The sequence below is a fragment of the Pedobacter deserti genome (assembly GCF_024436415.1).
In the GTDB taxonomy this organism is placed as follows: Bacteria; Bacteroidota; Bacteroidia; order Sphingobacteriales; family Sphingobacteriaceae; genus Pedobacter; species Pedobacter faecalis.
Map to the genome: position 1 here is coordinate 80,534 of NZ_JAFMZQ010000002.1, position 19,628 is coordinate 100,161.

The following is a 19,628-nucleotide window of genomic DNA, read 5'->3' on the forward strand; positions in this document are numbered from 1 at the left end:
CAACGGCCCATGAAGAAGCAACAGCAAAAACCCAACATCTTGGTGGTTAACGACGATGGCATTACCGCACCGGGGATTAAAAACCTGATCGAAGTTATGCAGGAAATAGGCCATGTAGTTGTTGTGGCTCCGGATGGCCCGCAGTCGGGGATGGGACACGCGATAACCATTGGTAAGCCGCTGCGGTTTGACCGGGTGGACTTATATCCCGGCGTGGAAATGTACAAGTGTTCCGGAACGCCGGTCGATTGCGTTAAGCTGGCTGTAAATAAAATCTTCAAGGGCAAAAAGCCCGATTTGTGCGTTTCGGGGATCAACCATGGTCTAAATAATTCGATCAATGTGATTTATTCGGGCACTATGTCGGCCGCCGTAGAGGGCGCTATAGAAGGTATTCCCTCAATAGGGTTTTCGCTCGACGATTTTTCGCATGAGGCCGACTTTAGTCACTGTAAGCAATTTGTGGGCGCAATTGCCCGCCAGGTGCTTGAACATGGTTTGCCTCCCGCCACATTACTTAATGTCAATTTTCCCAATGGTGCCGACATAAAAGGAATTAAGATATGCAGACAGGCCAATGCCAAGTGGGCAGAAGAGTTTGACGAGCGCAAAGATCCGTATCAACGCCCGTATTACTGGCTTACCGGCGTTTTTCAGAACAATGACAGAGGAGAAGACACGGATGTATGGGCTTTGGAACATCGCTATGTGTCGGTGGTCCCTGTACAATTCGATTTAACCGCCCATCATGCCATACCTATCTTAAACAGCTGGAGTTTTGATGACTCAGCGGCACAGGCTGCCGCCCCGGTTAAGACGCCCGTAGCACCAGACGGTACATCCCTAGGTTAATGAGGTATTATCTGGTAGCGGGGGAGGCTTCGGGCGATTTACACGGAGCCAATTTAATGAGAGCCCTGAGGCAGGAAGATGCCGAGGCGGAATTCAGGTACTATGGAGGAGATAAGATGCGGGCTCAGGGAGGAATGCTGGATAAGCATTATGCTGAAATGGCCTTTATGGGCTTTACCGAAGTAGTTCTAAATCTGCGTACCATTCTGCGCAATCTGAAACAGTGTAAGAAACAAATCCTGAGTTATCAGCCTGACGTACTGATACTGATCGACTTTCCTGGCTTTAACCTTAAAATAGCTGAATTCGCAAAGGCGAAAGGTATAAAGGTATGCTATTACATATCACCTAAGGTCTGGGCCTGGAACCAGAAAAGGGCGCTTAAAATAAAACGCACTGTCGACAGGTTGTTCTGCATCTTGCCCTTTGAAGTGGACTTTTATAAAACCTGGGGGATGGAGGTAGACTATATAGGAAATCCTTTGCTGGATGAGATTTCGCTCTTTGAACCTGATGTGACCTTTAAAGTTAAGTTCGATCTGGGCGACCGGCCGCTCATAGCGCTGCTGCCTGGTAGCAGGAGGCAGGAAATTGAACGGTTGCTTCCCGATATGTTAAGCGTCTCGGCTAATTTTCCTGACTATCAGTTCGCTGTGGCTGCTACAGCTGACTTCGATCTCCAGTACTACCAGCGCTTTACGGCAGGGAAGGATGTCAAACTTGTCTTTTCCAGTACCTATGATCTCCTCAATTCATCTGTCGCGGCCATTGTAGCTTCAGGTACAGCAACTTTGGAGACTGCACTTTTTAAAGTGCCTCAGGTGGTGGTTTATAAAGGAGGGACGCTCAGCATCGCTATAGCAAGGATGTTGATCAAAATACGTTTCATATCTCTGGTCAACCTGATCATGGATAAGAAGGTGGTAACAGAACTAATTCAGCAGGAATGTAACCCAGTAATGATCACTGCCGAATTGAAAAAGATCGTTCAGGGTGCGAGCCGCGAGAAGATGCTACAGGAATATAAGCAGCTTTCGGAGAAAATGGGGGTACCTGGTGCTTCTAAGAGAGCGGCTGAGCTTATTTTGCAATATTTTAAGCATTGATAATCAAACTTGTGCATAAAATATGCCGGTATTTTGAAATAAGTGAAAACTATTTTATGAATTAAACGTTATGGATATGTTTGAATTGATCATATCCCCGTTTTAAACCATGAAAACCACAAGCCGCAGCCCCATTGTAAATTCGCCTCCCAATAACTTACATATTTCCTTCAAAAACTAGTTGTTTCAGACAAGCAGCATGCCCCGAACGTGTTGCTCAGATGTAACAGCATCTATCTTTAGGCGCCTCGCTTAAAATTTAACTATTAACAAAAACAACGTCTATGAACATTAAACTACTAGCTGGTATAGGGTTATGTATGCTCTGTACCTTAGGGGTTCATGTTAGTGAGGTTTCGGCACAAACGCAGGACACCTCAAAAACACAGGACCCTCCTCCAGCACCAACGCCAGCGCCAGGTACGCAACAGCGGATTGTAACGGGACTTGTGGTCGATGAAAATTCTCAACCAATCCCAGGTGTAGGAGTAAAATCAGCATCTAATAAAACAACTGTTACCGACGCCACTGGTAAATTCAGTATTCAGGTAACCGGACCGACGGAAAATCTTACGTTTTCCTTCATTGGATATGAGCCTGTAACGCGGGCAGCAGGTTCAGGCGCCGCACCGTTAAGCATCCGCATGCAGCCAAGCTCAACCACGCTCGAGGCCGTAACCGTTGTTGGGGTGGGTTACGGAACATTAGATAAGAGAGAAGTTACTTCTGCAGTTGCACACGTAGACACGGCCGACTTCAGACAGAGCGGTTCAAGAAACCCGCTTGATCTTATTCAGGGGAAAGTGGCTGGTCTGCAGATTACTCGGACAAGCGGATCTAATCCCAATTCGGGCGTTAATATACAGCTTAGGGGCGTGACATCAGTGACAGGAAGTCAAAGTCCCCTGATCGTTATCGACGGAATTCCAGGGGGAAATTTAGACCTTCTGCAACAAGATGATATAGCGTCAATCGATGTATTAAAGGACGGTTCGGGAGCCGCCATCTATGGTACCAGAGCTAATGCAGGCGTCATTCTGATTACGACAAAAAAGGGTAAAGCGGGCCCCCCGACTTTCAACTACTCATCCTATTTAAGACATGAGTATTTATACAGGAAGCCTGATTTTATGACTGCGGAACAATTGCGAGCAAGAATTGCATCAGGGGAGCTTGACAGGACCGACTATGGTCATACGTCAGATTTTTTCAATGACCTGGTTGATAGAAATAACATAAGCACCAACCACAACCTGGCCTTATCTGGAGGAGGAGAAAACACGAGTTACAGAGCGAGTATTAATTACCGCGACTTACAGGGTTTTGCTAAGGAAAACGGCCGGACAGAATATGGAATACGGTTAAATCTGAATCAAAAAGGTTTCGATCAAAAATTGAACGCCAGCATCAATCTTGCTACTAATTTCAATCGTGCGAATCTACTCGGCGGCGGCGGCTGGGAAGATCAGTTCAGGCGCAATCCGACCTTATCAAACTACAACGACGACGGTTCATTTTATTTTGAAAATACAAGTACAAACCAGTTTGCACGCCTGCAGCAGGAAAGCCTAAAAAGACAACAACAAACTAGTTCGATTGATGCAAAGGTCGATTATGATATCCTCCCAGGCCTCAAAGCTTCTGTATTTGGCGCCGTTCAGCGCAACAGTTATATCGATGGGGAATATCGGTCTATCAATGGCGAATATTCTCTAGAGAACGACATATACAAAGGAGGAGGATATGCGCGGAGAGCAACCGTTCTTGAGCAGAATTTTAATGTCGAACCGACGCTTGAATACCGTAAGACATTTGGCGACCACAGTTTTACAGGTATCGGTGGATATAGCTATCGGTATGAAGTTTTTGAAGGTTTTGACGCCAACAACCTTGGTTTTTTAAATGATCTTTTCAACGAAAACAATCTAAACGCGGGAAACCAACTTGCTGCCGGAAAGGCGGGGCTTGGAAGCTACAAGAACGATAATACCTTAATAGCGTTTTTCGGACGTGTAAATTATTCATTCAAGGGAAGATACTATCTACAAGGGATTTATCGTCGTGAAGGGTCGTCTAGGTTTGGGGTGAACAACAAATGGGGTGATTTTCCAGCATTGTCAGCCGGTTGGACTATCTCGGAAGAGGACTTTATGAAAGACAATAAGCTTATCAATTACTTAAAGCTGCGTGCCGGATATGGCGTGACCGGGAACTCCGGAATCGCTAATTACGCTTCGTTGGTTACCCTTGGTACCGGCGGAGTTTATTTATATCCGGATGGTCAATATCGCGAAACATACGGTCCAAACCGCAATCCGAACCCGGATCTTCGATGGGAAAAGAAGCACGAATTTAACGTCGGTTTAGATTTCGGCCTGTTTCAAAACAAATTATCGGGGTCAGTCGATATCTTTAACCGGGTAACGAAAGATTTGCTCGATAACTATGATTCACCTCAGCCGCCATATATCAGAGATCTAATCTACACCAACGTTGGAACAATCTCTGCCAAAGGTGTCGAGATTGCACTTGGTTATAGCGCGATCAAAAATGATACCTTCAATTGGAATATTGATTTTACAGGGAGCACGACATCAAACAGACTCGACAGTTATTCGAATACGACATTTCAGCGCGATTACCTTTCTCTGGGCGACATAGGCGGATACGGTGCTCTAGGAAATGCTATACGTACCTATGAGGGGGGAAAGCTTGGAGAATTCTGGGGTAAGAAGTTTGCTGGATTTACAGAAGACGGTAAATGGTTGTTTTATAACAGGGCCGGGGAGATGGTTCGCAACGATGTTATCAACAATTCATTTGACCGGGAGGTAACCGATTACCAGGTAATTGGCAACGGGATTCCTAAGTATTATCTGTCACTAACGAATACATTCGGCTATAAGAATTTCGACTTAAGAGTGTTTCTACGCGGTAAGTTCGGCTACGATATACTCAATACCACAGCTATTTCTTATGGTAATAAAGTGTCTGGAGACAACCTGCTAAACTCTACGTTTACTAAATATGCGCAGATAAATGATACTTACATGTATTCTGACTATTACATTGAGAATGGTAGTCACCTGAAACTCGATGAGGTAACATTAGGTTATCGTTTCAACTTGAAATCGAAAACCTTCAACAATTTTAGAATATATGTCACTGGCCAAAATCTAGCGGTAATAACTGGGTATTCAGGCAATGATCCCGATTTCGTGAGCGATACTGGGCTGGCACCGGGTATCGATGGCAGGGGGCCTTACCCAAGTACCACATCTCTTCTTTTTGGTCTGAATCTTGGATTTTAATCTTCAACGAATGAAAACGATATATAAAACGCTTATTATAGCAGGCCTTTCTGCGACCGTCAGCATCTCCTGTACGAAGCTTGACGAAAATTTGTATGATACGGCCGAGAGCAACAACTTTTATAATAACAGGAACGAAATTCTGTCTGCTGTTCTGAGGCCTTATACACATGCGAACGCATGGGCTACGCCTTCAGGTCAGGACGGTTGGTGGCGACCCAGTGAACTTTCTGCAGACCAGTTAGCCTGGCCTACGAAGGGACGTCATGGCGAAGACGGGGGAAAATGGAAGCGACTGCATTACCATTCCTGGACGAATGATGAGGGCGGCCTGAACAATGCCTGGGAGCTCATGTGGTGGGGTGTCGGGCTATGTAACGATCCCATCAAGAAAATTGAGGGTAAAAACCCTGCCGATATCGGCATGACCCAACAGGAAAAGGATGCATATTTAGCTGAGCTCAAGTTATTCCGGGCCTTCCACTATTTAAAAATAATGGATCTCTGGGGAAATGTGCCCATTGTTACAGAGGTTCCTGAACAACCGGTCTCAAAGGATCAGTTGCCGGCTACTGCCAGCCGTGCTCAAGTTTTTGCTTTTATAGAGAAAGAGATAAAAGACAATATCGACAAAGCGCCTGTTCTGTCCAAGCAAATGCTTGGCAGGATGTCGCAAGCTGGCGGCTATGCGATGTTGGTGGAGCTATATCTTAATGCAGAAGCCTGGATAGGCACGCCGAGATGGGATGACTGCATAGCCGCGGCTGACAAATTGATCAACAATGAAGCTGGGGGGCTAAATGGCGCAATGGCACTTGATACAAATATTACCGATGCATTTAAGCCTAATAACGACTTGTCAAAAGAGGCTATTTTTTCGATTGCCTACGAGTTTCAACGTGCAAATTTCCAGCCGTCATGGACTGGCGACTTTTATCACTTCCAACAACAATTCATTTATGGGGGGAGCCGGAATGGTAATGATGGCGTTGTAATGGTTCCTGGTAATTATACCACATTCAGCAACCAAGACCTTAGGAAATCGGAATGGTTGCTTCATGGTCCTATGTTCAGGTTTGATAACGGTGAACCTGTGATTGCATCCGGAGGGAACGAGTATGACGGTCAGCAGCTGGTCTTCGTCGACAGCATACAACGTGTTAAAACCGGATCTACGGTTTCGAACATGAGCGAAGGTGAAGAAAACAGCGGAGTCCGGTTCAATAAGTATAAACTGGGGAACCAGGTTGCTGGCATAAGGATCGTTGGCGAGGATACAATCAGTGTAGAACCCAATCAGAATTATAACAATACAGACTGGCATATTTACAGGTTAACGTGGATTTACTTTGCCAAGGCTGAAGCCCTCATGCGCAAGAACGGTGGTGTCGCTAATCAACAGGCAGTAGAGTTGATAAATACCTGCCGCCAGCGCGCATTTACTCCAGCAACAAGGGCGGAAAACGCTTACACCGTATCGACGCTGACTATGGATGAACTCCTTGCAGAACGCGGACGTGAATTTGTATTCGAAGGTTTCAGGAGGAATGATCTGATTCGTTGGAATAAGTTTACTACTGCTTCCTGGTGGGATCACCAACCTAGCAGCGACTTCAGGAAGCTGTTTCCAATCCCTCAGCAGCAGAGAGCGCTGAATCCGAATCTCAGCCAAAACACGGGGTATCCGCAATAGCTGGATTTGAGTAGGATAAAAAAAAGGTGATTGCAACACGCAATCACCTTTTTATATTTTGACCCTTCCGTATTTGTTCAAAAAACACTTGTATCTGGAATATTTTGCTTATTATTGATTAGTAAACCGTTGCTTTCTCAAAGCAACACATACCTATAATAATCATCCCTGTTTATTCTATGTATGCTTACGAATTTAATTAACCTGCATTTTAACCAAAGATGAGTAGTAACAATTAAATCAAAAAAGCCATGCACAAATAAAAAAGCCTTCATTTAAGACTTCAAAGGGGATTATATTATGTTTTCCGCCGACTGGTTAGCAGCCATGCATCACCATTCAGCGTTTAGTCATCCTATAACTTAAACTAATATAAAGCCGATGAACATTAAACATTTCCTCATTGCGGGGATTCCTGTGCTCTGTCTCCAGAGCATACCATCCTCCGCCTTTGCTGTTGATGTAGACGCACCAGTCTATTCCAGTTCAGGCAGTGCCTTCTTCTATCAGGCACAACAAATTGTAATAACCGGGTTGGTGGTCGACGAGAATTCGCAGCCAATACCCGGTGTCGGGATCAAGTCCCAAAAGTCAAACCGTACTACCGTCACCGACGCTAGCGGTAAGTTTGCTATCCAGGTCGACGCGGCCGACGAACAGCTTAGCTTTACCTATGTGGGTTATGCTACACAAACCCGTGCCGCCGGGACGGGTGCCGCACCTGTAAACATCCGAATGGTCCCTGCTGAGGGCGTGAATCTGGAAGACGTGGTCGTAATCGGGTACGGTACGCAGCGTCGCTCGGACGTCACCGGAGCAGTGGGTTCGGTAAGAGAAAGCCAGCTGCGTGAAAGGCCGATCACTTCCCTGAACCAGGCGATTTCGGGCCGCATACCGGGTGTGCAGGTCAATGTTAATTCGGGGCGGCCGGGCGGACAAACGAACGTCAGGATCCGCGGGTTTAGTTCCATTAATACCACGAACAACCCGCTTTACGTGGTCGACGGTATTGCAATTCCCATGGGAACGCAAACGCAGAACAGCAGCCCGATCGATTACCTCAACCCCGGAGATATCGCGTCGATCGAAGTGCTGAAAGACGCGTCCTCCATTGCGATTTATGGTGCCAGGGGAGCTAACGGTGTCATCATGGTCACCACCAAAAAAGGTTCCGCCAGTGGACCCAGGATTTCTTATGATACCGACTTCAGTATTCCCACCATCGGGCCAAACCGGCTCGAAATGCTAAATGCACGGGAGTATCTGGAGGTCGAGAACCTGGCCTATGAAAATGCCGCAATATATGATCCTGAAGGCTTTGCCAAGGGAGAGTATGCCGATCCGAGAATAAAGAGACTCTCGCTGCCAAGGCTTTTCGACGCGCAGGGAAACCCTCTGTATGATACCGACTGGCTTGAAGAGTCTACGCAAAACAAGCTTTCGCAAAATCATCAGTTGGGCTTTACAGGCGGCAATGAGGAAAGTACATATGGCGTATTCCTCAACTATCGCGACGATAACGGGCTGTTATTAAACTCATATCTGAAGCGTTACTCGGGCCGCGTTGTCATGGACAGTCAGCTAAAACCCTGGCTCAAGGTAGGGGCTAGCCTCAATTACACCAATCAGGAAGAAAACCTGGTTGATATTGGCACCGGCGGCTTGAACGCCGTGCGGATGATCACCGAAAGCTTCTCCTTTTTGCCAGTGAAATATGCCGACGGAACCTGGGCGGACAATCAGAATTACCCGGGTGCAGAGGGTGGCTCCAATCCAGTGCACATTCTTACCGACCGGCAATATATTCTGCAAACCCAAAACACGCTGGGCTATGTTTACGGAACCATCAACCTCATGGAAGGGCTTGAGTTCAGAAGTGTGCTCGGTGCTAATATTGTAACGCGCGGGCGCAACGAGGTCAACGGGCGAAGCCTGTATGGTATAGCTTTCGATCAGCGAGGCCGCGTTGTGCTCGATAATAACCGGGAGAGCTACTGGTCATTCGAAAACTATCTGACTTATAACAAAGAGCTAGCTGAAAATCACTCGATCAATGCATTACTTGGTGTATCGTGGCAGGAGGCTAACATATTTGGTTTCGGCGCCAGTGGTGAAAATTTTTCAACAGATTACTTCGGCCCTAACAACCTCGGTGCCGGAAGCAAGCCAGATCCAGGCTCGTCCAGAAGAGCCGGTTTCGCTTTTCAATCTGTATTTGGCCGTTTAAATTATGCGTATAAAGACCGGTATCTGTTTACATTTACCGCGCGCGCAGACGGCTCTTCGAAGTTCGGAGAAAACAACAAATACTCGCTGTTCCCTTCAGCAGCGGTCGCCTGGCGCGTTTCCGAGGAGGATTTTCTTAAAGGGAATACGACCGTCTCTAACCTGAAATTAAGGGGAAGTTACGGCGTCACCGGCAACTCTGAAGTCGCCAGCTATTCTTCGCTAAGTTTGCTGGGAACAAACTATGCCGGTATTATCAACGACACAAGAGTCACGGGTGTTGGTACCAACAGGCTGGCCAATCCAGATTTGAAATGGGAGCGTACAGCTCAGGCCGACATAGGCTTGGAGTTAGGCATGTTCAGTAATCGTATCAGTTTCGAGGCCGACGTGTATTACCGGAAAACTACCGACATGTTGCTTGCGGCGCCGGTTCCTGCTTCCAGCGGGTATCTGTCAATCACCAGAAACGTGGGTAGTATGGAAAACAAGGGTCTCGAACTGGGGCTGAGCACGGTCAACATTACAGGCAACGATTTTTCCTGGACGACAGGATTTAACATTTCTTTCAACAGAAACAAAGTGCTCGAGCTGGCTACTCCTGCCGATATCTTTGGTCTTGGTAACCCAAGTTTCACCAATGAAACAGGTATCATAAGGGTAGGTGAACCGGTCGGCTCTTTCTGGGGACTTGTCCGCCTCGGCACATGGAGCGAGGCTGAGCGTGAACAAGCCGCTCAGTACACCTATCGTGGTGGCAATACCCTTTTGCCCGGAGATGTGAAATACCTGGATGTCAACGGAGATTTTGCGATCAACGATGCGGATCGCATGATCATTGGTAATGGTAATCCCGATTACTGGGGCGCTTTTATCAATACTTTTAAATATAAGGGGCTCGAACTGTTGCTCGACTTGCAGTTTTCTCAGGGGAATGACGTGCTCGACATGAGTACGCACTCAGCAGAAGACAGGCAGGGGATCGCCAACAGTTATAAGTCGGTACTTAACGCCTGGACGCCTCAGAACCAGAACACGCCTATCGCTGCAATTCGTGATACAAGGGCAGGATATGTCACCAACGTCGACACAAGATGGGTACAGGACGGTTCTTTCATCAGGGGTCGGAACCTGTTGCTAGGCTATACCTTCCCGGAAAGTATAGCACAACGGCTGCGGCTAAACAGACTTCGCGTGTACGCAAGCACGCAGAACTTTTTCCTGGCTACCAAGTACAGGGGCAACGACCCTGAGGTAACCACCTATGGAAACGCTTTTGCGCAGGGACAAACATTTTTCGATTATCCGAAGCCCACAATGTATACACTGGGACTAAATATCGGGCTATAACACATGGAAACTATGAAACTTAAAATAAAATTTATTGGTACGATGGCGGCTGTTGCCCTCGTCTTACTGGCAAACGGCTGTAAGAAATTCCTGGACGAACAGGATCCATCAAACCTGGCTCCGGGTACTTACTATACGCTTCCTGAGCATGCCGAGGCTGCGATTGCTGCTGCCTACGCCCAAACACGCTTCATAGGAAACGGCGCAGGTATCTTCGTTGTCAACTATTCGATGCTGGAAGTCGTTACCGGTACAGCAAAGACAGAAACCGGACAGAACTCCGATCTGAATAACATCGCGGGGCTGACCTATAACGGCGATAATCTTATGGTCAGGAACTGGTGGAACGGGCTATATAACGTTATCGCGCAGACCAATCTGGTTTTCGACAAAGTACCGGGCATTCCGCTTATGGACGAAACCCGCAGAAAGCAGGTTCTTGGCGAGGCAGCATTTTTGCGTGCATGGGCATATTTCTACCTGGTTCAGCTGTTTGGCGATGTTCCGCTTGTGCTCACTTCACAAACAATCGAATCTCCCGATTTTTACCCCTCAAGAACTGCAGCAGAACAGGTATATGCGCAGATAGTGGCCGACCTGACTCAGGCTGAACAAGCAGGTCTTTCCTGGCAGGACCAATCTGGGAGAGTAAGCATGGGAGCCGCTAAATCGTTGCTCGCAAAGGTATACCTTACCATGGCTGGGTATCCTTTAAACAAAACAGAAAACTATGCATTGGCTGCCTCCAAAGCGCTTGATGTGATTCAGAACGGCGGGTATGACCTTTTTGAAACTTATGACGAGTTGCATAGCAGAGCGACCGAAAACAGGAAAGAGTTTATCTGGCAAATTCAATACTTGTCTTCCATCGCCGGAAACCCGCTTCAACAGATCTTGTTGCCATCCTTCAAGGATGTATCTGCGTATTCCGACGAGATGGGATCAACGGTTCCCGTCCAGCAGTTCTATGATTCCTTTGAAGCCGGAGATCGGCGCGCTGCAGACCGTCAAGGTTTTTTCTACACCTCCTATTACGACGGCGGCGACGGCCCGTTGAAAGAATTGAATGCGCCTTACATTTACAAGCACTTCGATGTGCCCGCTCACGGTACGCTCGATGTTGCGGGAACAGCGCAAAGCGATCTTAATTTCACGCAACTGAGGTACGCGGATATTCTGCTCGTCTATGCCGAAGCGCAAAACAGGGCAGACGGTGCGCCAAATGATATCGCATACACTGCACTGAACGATATCCGCGAGCGGGCTGATCTTGACGAACTCTCCGGCCTGGGCCAGGATCAGTTTGAGGAAGCAGTATGGCGGGAACGCTGGCATGAGCTATGTTACGAAAATATTACCTGGTTCGATATGGTGCGTTTAAGGAAGGCATATAATCCCGTATCCGACAGCTTCGAGGAGTTTGAAGGACACCGGTTCCCGGCCAACCCAACTATTGTGTTGCAGCGCAGAAACCTGCTTTTCCCGTTGCCGACTGCGGAAATGCGGAATAACCCGAATCTGAAACCACAGAACCCGGATTATTAAGCCGGAGTATATTTTTAACGAAATCCGCACAAGACCATCCGGAAGCGGCGCCTAAGCAGGCGCCGCTTTTTCTTTTTTTAATTTTATTTGGTAATATTGGAATGCTAAAATGATTTAGAATAACCAAAATATTCCTCATGGGTTAGAGGAATGCAAACCAAATACACACACACAAATGAAATTAAAAACTACAATTTTTGCATTGCTGCTGCTCGGTCGAACGGCCAGCGGTCAGCAAACTGACCTGGTGAAGTATGTCAATACCCTGCAAGGTACAAACTCAAAACACGAGCTAACCAGGGGCAACACTTATCCTACCACTGCACTGCCTTTCGGTATGCATACCTGGACGCCGCAGACTGGTAAAAACGGCGATGGATGGAAGTATCAGTATTTCCTCGACAAGATCCGCGGATTTCAGCAGGCACATCAGTGCAGCTCATGGACCAGAGATTACGCCGTATTTTCTTTCATGCCAATGATCGACAACCTGGTTGTAGACGAGAATAAGCGCGAGGCTAAGTTCAGTCATGCCAATGAAATCGGAAAGCCCAACTATTATAAGGTAACTTTCGACAATCAGATCACCACAGAGATATCACCCTCAGAGCGCGGCGCCCATTTACGCTTCAGCTATCCTTCTGGCAAAAAGAGCTTCCTGGTACTCGATGGTTATACCCGCACCAGCGGTGTAAAAATCTACCCGAAAGAAGGTAAGATAACCGGTTGGGTAAGCAATGGACAAGGCTTTAAACAAGACTGGAAAAGCTATTTCGTGGTTCAGTTCGATCAGCCTATTAAATCTTACGGAACCTGGGAAAACCGCGACAACACCATAAAAGCAGATTCAACAACAGCAGAAGGCCGAGGAAAAGGTGCATACATCGAATTTAAGGCCGGCGCAAAAGTTCAGGTCAAAACAGCCTCCTCTTACATCAGCCTGGAACAGGCCGAACTTAACCTGAAAAGAGAACTTGGGTCTGACAAGAACCTGGAGCAGACCAAAGCAAAAGCTGCTGCCATCTGGAATAAATCTCTAGGCAAGATTCTCGTAGAAGGGGGCACTGAAGCTGATAAAGCAACATTTTACTCATGCTTTTTCCGCGCAAGCTTATTCTCGAGAAAATTCTACGAGCTCGACAAAGACGGCAAACCATACTATTTCAGTCCGTATGATGGCAAGGTACATCCAGGCCATATGTTTACCGATACCGGTTTCTGGGATACCTTCCGTGCGCAGTTCCCCTTGAACTCGCTGTTGCACGAAGAAATGCACGGACAGTACATGCAGGCAATGCTCGATGCATACAAACAATGCGGATGGCTGCCATCCTGGTCATTTCCGAGCGAGGCCGGAAGTATGATCGGTAATCATGCTATTTCCCTGTTTGCCGACGCATGGGCAAAAGGGATTAAAACCTTTGACCCAAAAGAAGCTTTAGAAGCTTACCTGCATGAAGCGACAAACAAAGGTCCGTGGGGACCTGCTAACGGTCGCGACGGCTGGAGAGAATACTTCCACCTGGGCTATGTGCCTTATCCGAAATACAGGGAATCTACAGCAAAGACACTAGAGTACGCTTACGATGATTTCTGCGGTTACCAGTTGGCAAAAATGACCGGCAACCAATTTTATATGGATGTGTTCGGTCGCCAGATGTACAACTACAAAAACGTCTACGATCCGTCAACACGTTTTATGCGCGGAAGAGATATAGATGGATCATGGACCAAGAACTTTGATCCGATAGAGTGGGGCGGACCGTTCACCGAAGGAAATGCATGGCATTATCACTGGTCTGTTTTCCAGGATACAAAAGGATTGATCAATTTGATGGGCGGCGAGAATAATTTTACGGCTAAACTGGACTCCGTTTTTAGTGAGCCTAATAAGGTGAAAGTTGGTACTTATGGCGGCATGATCCACGAGATGACGGAGATGGTGATGGCAAATATGGGCCAGTATGCGCACGGCAATCAACCAATCCAGCATATGGTGTACTTGTATAATTATGCCAATCAGCCATGGAAATCTCAGTATCATGCGCGAAATGTGATGAGTAAATTGTATGACGCAACAGAAAACGGGTATCCCGGCGATGAAGACCAGGGTCAAACATCATCATGGTATGTACTGAGTGCATTAGGCTTTTATAGTGTAACACCGGGAACCGCCGAATATGTTTTCGGAAGCCCTGCATTCAAGAAGATTACCATCACGCTTGAAAACAACAAGAAGTTTGTGATCGAAGCAGCAGATAATAGTCCGGAAAACGTTTATATTAGTAACGCTACTTTAAACGGGCAAACGTATACCAAAAACTTTATTACCCATCAGGATTTAATAAAGGGCGGGACCCTGAAGTTTCAAATGAGCAATAAACCAAATACCCAAAGAGGGCTGGCGACTGAAGACAAGCCATTCTCTTTATCAAAATAACGATATGAAAAGAAGAAATTTTTTACAAAGCACCGGCGTTCTTGCAGCCGGCATGATGGCCAGCAAGGTCTCCTTTGCGCTGGCACCTGACTTCCCCGTGGTACGGACAGCAGCTTCTAAGCGGCATTTTCAAAGCGATGCGGTAGAAGCCGCAATTGCAGAATTTCAAAAGAATGTGGGCAACAAGGAACTTGCCTGGTTGTTTGAGAACTGTTTTCCAAACACACTGGATACTACAGTAACTTACACCGAGCAGAATGGCAAACCTGATACTTATGTAATCACCGGGGATATTGATGCGATGTGGTTGCGCGATAGTACCGCTCAGGTGACGCCATACCTTTCCTTAGTTAAAGGCGACCAGAAGCTGCAAAAGCTGATTGCAGGAGTTATCAACCATCAGGTAAAATGTATTAAAAAAGATCCTTACGCCAATGCGTTCTATGGCGATCCGAATAAAAAAGGTGAGTGGAGCACTGATAAAACGGATATGAAACCTGGTGTGCATGAGCGTAAATGGGAAATTGACTCTCTATGCTACCCGATCAGATTAAGTTATCAGTACTGGAAGATCACCGGAGACACTTCTCCGTTCGATGCCGGCTGGAGAGATGCAATCTCGCTAATCGTTAAGACTTTCAAGGAGCAGCAAAGAAAAGATGGCCCAGGACCATATCACTTCCAGCGTGAAACGATCTTCGCGACGGATACAGTGCCGATGAGCGGTTACGGATATCCAACCAAGCCAGTTGGTTTGATCTGCTCTGTTTTCCGTCCAAGTGATGATGCGACTATCTATAACTTCCTTGTTCCTTCAAATTTCTTTGCAGTTGTCAGTTTAAGGCAAGCAGCAGAAATTTTGCAGGAAGTGAACAAAGACAGAGCGCTTGCCGATGAGTGCCGTGCTCTAGCTACTGAAGTGGAGAACGCGTTAAAAAAATATGCCGTTGTGCAGCATCCGCAGTTCGGTAAAGTATATGCCTTTGAAGTCAACGGTTTCGGTAGCTTCAACATCATGGACGATGCAAACGTGCCTAGCTTACTGGCCTTGCCATATTTAGGCGCTGTAAAAGCCAACGATCCGATCTATGCGAATACACGTAAGCTGATCCTATCGTCAGAAAATCCGTTCTTCTTCCAGGGAACTGCAGCCAAGGGCATCGGCAGTCCGCATACCGGCGCTGATAAGATCTGGCCTATCGCGCTCGTCATGCAAGGATTAACCGCGCAGAGCGATGAAGAGATCAAAAGTTGTTTGCAATACCTGCAGGCCAACCACGCCAAAACCGGGTTTATGCACGAGTCGTTCCATAAAAATGACCCGGCGAATTTCACACGTTCCTGGTTTGCCTGGGCTAATACCATATTTGGAGAGTTCCTCTGGAAAGTCTACAAAGAGAAGCCGCACTTGCTGGCTTGAGCCGCAAGTAAATCTTATCATTAAGGCACCGGTAGGTGCCTTTACCATTTATGGCCGTTTACTGTCGCATCAACACCCCGGTTTTGTCGCGACCAAGTATTGCTGAAATTGTTCAAGTCACCTTACTTTGAGGTATAAACAAAATCATAAAACCATGGCACTAAAAACAACTAAAATTATTTATTGGGTAAGCACAGGTCTGCTTGCTTTATTTATTCTTCCTGGTATTTTTTTCATGAACAGCCCTATGGCAAAAGAAGGGACTGCTCATTTGCAGATTCCTGACTGGCTGGCCATGACTGTTGGCATCGGACAGTTCATTGGAGGTCTCATTTTAATTATCCCCGGGCTGCCCGTGCGCCTCAAAGAATGGGGATACACTGCCCTGGGTATCGTGTATATCAGTGCATTAATCGGGCACCTTTCGGTGGATGGCCCAATCGCCGCATCTTTTATGCCTTTAGTAACTTTCTTTGTACTTTTAATCTCTTATTTAACCTACCATAAACTGCGAGGTGTCTCAAATCCATAGCTTATGAATAATACCGGGGAGTCCGGCCAATCTGCACCGGGCCTCAATATTGACCACACGTTGAAAGCCTTCAACGAACTGAACGTTGACGAATTGTACAGCCTGCTGAAGCTTCGCAGCGACGTGTTCATTCTGGAGCAAAACTGTGTATATCCAGACATAGACGACAAAGATCGATTGAGTATACATCTGCAGATTTTTGCAAACGATAAATTGGTCGCGTATGCACGACTCTTACCTGCTGGTGTGTCATACCCGGAAGTTTCCATAGGACGGGTCGTTTCCAGCTCGTCCGTACGTGGCAAGGGTATCGGAAGTTTGCTCATGAAGGAAGCTATTCGTGGCTGTTTCCAGTATTTCGGCGCGTCCGATATCCGTATAAGCGCGCAATATTACCTTCTTGAGTATTACCGTTCGTTTGGCTTCCTCCCTCAGGGAGCGCCATATATGGAAGACGGGATCATGCATATTGAGATGCTTCGAAAGGCCACCTTAGGCTGTAAATAAGAAACGGGGTCTGATCTGGCGACCAACCCCCGTTCATAATTAACGCTCTCAGGAGCAAATATACGAACACTTGTATATACATGTCAAGAGTAAAATGAATTTTTTTATGATTTGCCGTTCGAGAGGACTATTTTTCTGTGTGGGTCTGGCCAATTGTTGAAACCAAATAAGAAACGGGGTTTGATCTGGCGACCAACCCCCGTCATCTAATTAACGCTCTCGGCAGCAAATATACGAAACTTGTATATACATGCCAAGCCAACAAATGAAAATTTATCCATCTGCCTGGTTGCCAGTTTTTAAAAAGCGATAGGTCAGTGCAGCGAATACGGTGTATACGATATGCGCTGGAATACGTTGTATGTAGAAATCGACATAGTGCTGTCTTGGAGGCAATGGATGTAGTTTAAAGGTTCCTTTCCAGATTAGCAGCCCGAATACTCCGGCTACGGCACCAAGAACCAATGCATCTTTAAAAGTATATTTGATCCGTCCCGTTTGCCACAGCTCCACGAAAACAGCTGCAAATACAAAGCCCATAGCGTAATGTGCTCCCCATCCGGCAATCTTCTTTGCGTTGCTCGATAAAAACGGCGCAAGCCTCGAGATCATCTTTTCAAGGTGATCAGGTTCGCTGTAATTGTCTTTCATCATGAGCGACATAAGTTCGCTGCCTGCTGTCATTGCGGTAGTGCCGCCTACGCCCGTAAGGATGATTTGTGACGCTTTATTCATTTCAACTTTTCTATGTAGAACTGGTAATCTAACAATCGCCAAAATGGTTGGTTTTAAGAAGGTCTACATTAGGCTTAAGATAAATACCTTTCGCATAGTGTATTTATTATATGTCAAACCGATGATGGTTAGATTTCGAGCCTGTTTGCACCCTATTACGACCCTATTAGCACCTAATTACCACCTTATTAAACTATGGCGCAGTCACATCTCATCTTAAATCGTATTTTTGCATAAATATTAAGGCATTGGGAACATTACTGGATACAGGGATTAAGGGTTATAATAACTATGGTACTTTTCTACGTGAGAAGTATCAGGGGCAGCGGGTATTTAAGGCTATCGTTGATGGAGGTTTTACCTGCCCTAATCGCGACGGTAGTAAAGGCTTCGGTGGCTGCACTTATTGCAATGTTGATTCGTTTACGCCTGAAACGGCGCGAAAGCTTCCTACATTAAAAGAACAACTCATTGAGAATATGGACCGTGGGCGAAAGCTTTATAAAGCCGATAAGTTCATCGTTTATTTTCAGCCCAATACCAATACCTATGCGCCGGCACATTATCTAAAGATGATGTACGATGAGGCTTTGTCCGTAAATACAGAAGATATCGTCGGTTTGGCTGTGGGCACCAGGCCTGATTGTATTGATGCTGAAAAGGTAGCGTTGCTGGAAAGTTATGCGGACCGTTTTAATGTCGACCTGGAGATGGGCATGGAGTCAATCTACGACGAGACACTGGAGCAAATCAACAGGGGTTGCAGTCACGGCGAGTTTGTTGCTGCAGTGAAACTGCTTGAAAACACTAAACTCGATCTGTGCGTACATACGATCTTCGGTTTTCCAAATGAAACGGAGGATATGATGCTTAACTATATTCATGAAATTAACCGCTTTCCGCAAATTAAGTTCGTAAAGTTTCATCACCTTCACATCGTGGAAGGCTCCATTATGGGTGTAAAGTATAAGCGGAATCCATTCAAGCTGTTTACGCTTGATGAGTATACCGATCTCCTGTGTCGTGCAATTCCGTTATTGCGACCAGATATTGTCATCCAGAGATTGTTTGGCGTGTCTGATTGGGATCTCCTGATCGCCCCAAAATGGGGACTTCCTAAATCCGCAGTCCAAACCTACATCGACAAGGAGATTGAGCGCCGCGGGGTGGTTCAAGGTTCCGCTTATGTAACCCCAGGTAAATAATCGCCAAAGAGCTCAACAATCTTTCTTTTACGGTAATCAAATATTTCGCGCAGGCGTTGCCTTACAAGTGCACTATTGGCCACACTCCCAAGCATGCCTAATGGGAGGCCATAAGTGAGGAGATCTTTCATTTCAGTGCCGCCGGGGATTGATCTGAAATGGTGCTGATGGTGCCAGAACCTGAAAGGACCGAATCGCTGCTCATCGACAAAATACCGCTCGTTGATTACGTGAGTGATTTCGGTCATCCAGTTTAGCTGAATTCCGAAAAGCGGCGCGACCTTATAAGTGATTATCATCCCTGGGTACATTTTCGTTCCCTGATCGTAATCGGACGTTACGTTGAAGGCCATATTTGGCGGCGTTATTTTAACAAGGTTTAGTGGCGACGAGAAAAAATCCCATGCTTCAGGTATTGGCACAGGGATGCTCTGTGTAAAGGTGAGCTGGTATGCTTTCATAGTATATATACAGTTACATCCTGTATACTGTTTTCACTCTGGCTAAACTCATGTTTGTTGAAAGTTTTTCAAAAAGACCTCATTTTTATTTTTTTCTAAAAAAATATGGGTGTGAAACTCGCTAATATTAGAAAAACACAAAATTTTATAGCCTTTTTTGTTATAAATTCATGTTTTAGTGTTGTTTTCTTATAAAAATCTCTGGATTTTTATGTTTTTGTTGATCATATTCGTTTGAATTATCA

At 46.3% G+C, this 19,628-nt stretch carries 13 protein-coding genes; 11 read left to right on the forward strand and 2 right to left on the reverse strand.

Features of this window, described 5'->3' with window-relative positions:
- Window positions 1-9: 9 nt before the first annotated feature.
- From surE to J3P40_RS15455, 10 genes are all read left to right on the forward strand, one after another.
- Window positions 10-852: a 5'/3'-nucleotidase SurE gene (gene surE / locus J3P40_RS15410; RefSeq protein ID WP_256007146.1), complete on the forward strand. Its 843-nt coding sequence runs from the start codon at window positions 10-12 to the stop codon at window positions 850-852.
- Window positions 852-1,958, forward strand: coding sequence for a lipid-A-disaccharide synthase (gene lpxB, locus J3P40_RS15415; RefSeq protein ID WP_256007147.1), 1,107 nt, complete (start codon window positions 852-854; stop codon window positions 1,956-1,958). Before surE ends, lpxB begins: the two co-directional genes overlap by 1 nt.
- Before the next feature lie 284 nt (window positions 1,959-2,242).
- Entirely contained in the window at window positions 2,243-5,269 is a 3,027-nt protein-coding gene (locus J3P40_RS15420; RefSeq protein ID WP_256007148.1) for a SusC/RagA family TonB-linked outer membrane protein, read from the forward strand.
- Window positions 5,270-5,279: 10 nt separating this feature from the next.
- Window positions 5,280-6,962 (forward strand): RagB/SusD family nutrient uptake outer membrane protein, encoded by a 1,683-nt coding sequence (locus tag J3P40_RS15425; RefSeq protein WP_256007149.1) that lies wholly within the window; start codon window positions 5,280-5,282, stop codon window positions 6,960-6,962.
- Window positions 6,963-7,343: 381 nt separating this feature from the next.
- Window positions 7,344-10,538: a SusC/RagA family TonB-linked outer membrane protein gene (locus J3P40_RS15430; protein WP_256007150.1), complete on the forward strand. Its 3,195-nt coding sequence runs from the start codon at window positions 7,344-7,346 to the stop codon at window positions 10,536-10,538.
- Window positions 10,539-10,550: 12 nt separating this feature from the next.
- Window positions 10,551-12,083 (forward strand): RagB/SusD family nutrient uptake outer membrane protein, encoded by a 1,533-nt coding sequence (locus J3P40_RS15435; RefSeq protein ID WP_256007151.1) that lies wholly within the window; start codon window positions 10,551-10,553, stop codon window positions 12,081-12,083.
- 175 nt (window positions 12,084-12,258) lie between these two features.
- The gene (locus J3P40_RS15440) at window positions 12,259-14,523 is read left to right on the forward strand and encodes a GH92 family glycosyl hydrolase (RefSeq protein ID WP_256007152.1); all 2,265 of its coding nucleotides are present in this window, start codon (window positions 12,259-12,261) and stop codon (window positions 14,521-14,523) included.
- A gap of 4 nt (window positions 14,524-14,527) precedes the next feature.
- Complete coding sequence (locus J3P40_RS15445) at window positions 14,528-15,943, forward strand: glycoside hydrolase family 125 protein (RefSeq protein ID WP_256007153.1); 1,416 nt, start codon at window positions 14,528-14,530, stop codon at window positions 15,941-15,943.
- Window positions 15,944-16,097: 154 nt separating this feature from the next.
- Window positions 16,098-16,475, forward strand: coding sequence for a DoxX family protein (locus J3P40_RS15450; RefSeq protein ID WP_256007154.1), 378 nt, complete (start codon window positions 16,098-16,100; stop codon window positions 16,473-16,475).
- Window positions 16,476-16,478: 3 nt separating this feature from the next.
- Window positions 16,479-16,982, forward strand: coding sequence for a GNAT family N-acetyltransferase (locus J3P40_RS15455; RefSeq protein WP_256007155.1), 504 nt, complete (start codon window positions 16,479-16,481; stop codon window positions 16,980-16,982).
- A 273-nt stretch (window positions 16,983-17,255) separates the two neighbouring features.
- Here the strand turns inward: J3P40_RS15455 and J3P40_RS15460 are convergent, their stop codons facing one another.
- Window positions 17,256-17,717, reverse strand: coding sequence for a hypothetical protein (locus tag J3P40_RS15460; RefSeq protein WP_256007156.1), 462 nt, complete (start codon window positions 17,715-17,717; stop codon window positions 17,256-17,258).
- 248 nt (window positions 17,718-17,965) lie between these two features.
- Here J3P40_RS15460 and mnmL point away from each other — a divergent pair, with 248 nt between their 5' ends.
- Window positions 17,966-18,922, forward strand: a complete 957-nt coding sequence (gene mnmL / locus J3P40_RS15465; RefSeq protein WP_256007157.1) for a tRNA modification radical SAM protein MnmL/YtqA — start codon at window positions 17,966-17,968, stop codon at window positions 18,920-18,922.
- Here the strand turns inward: mnmL and J3P40_RS15470 are convergent.
- Window positions 18,901-19,383 (reverse strand): SRPBCC family protein, encoded by a 483-nt coding sequence (locus J3P40_RS15470; protein ID WP_256007158.1) that lies wholly within the window; start codon window positions 19,381-19,383, stop codon window positions 18,901-18,903. The genes mnmL and J3P40_RS15470 overlap by 22 nt on opposite strands.
- Window positions 19,384-19,628 lie beyond the last annotated feature (245 nt).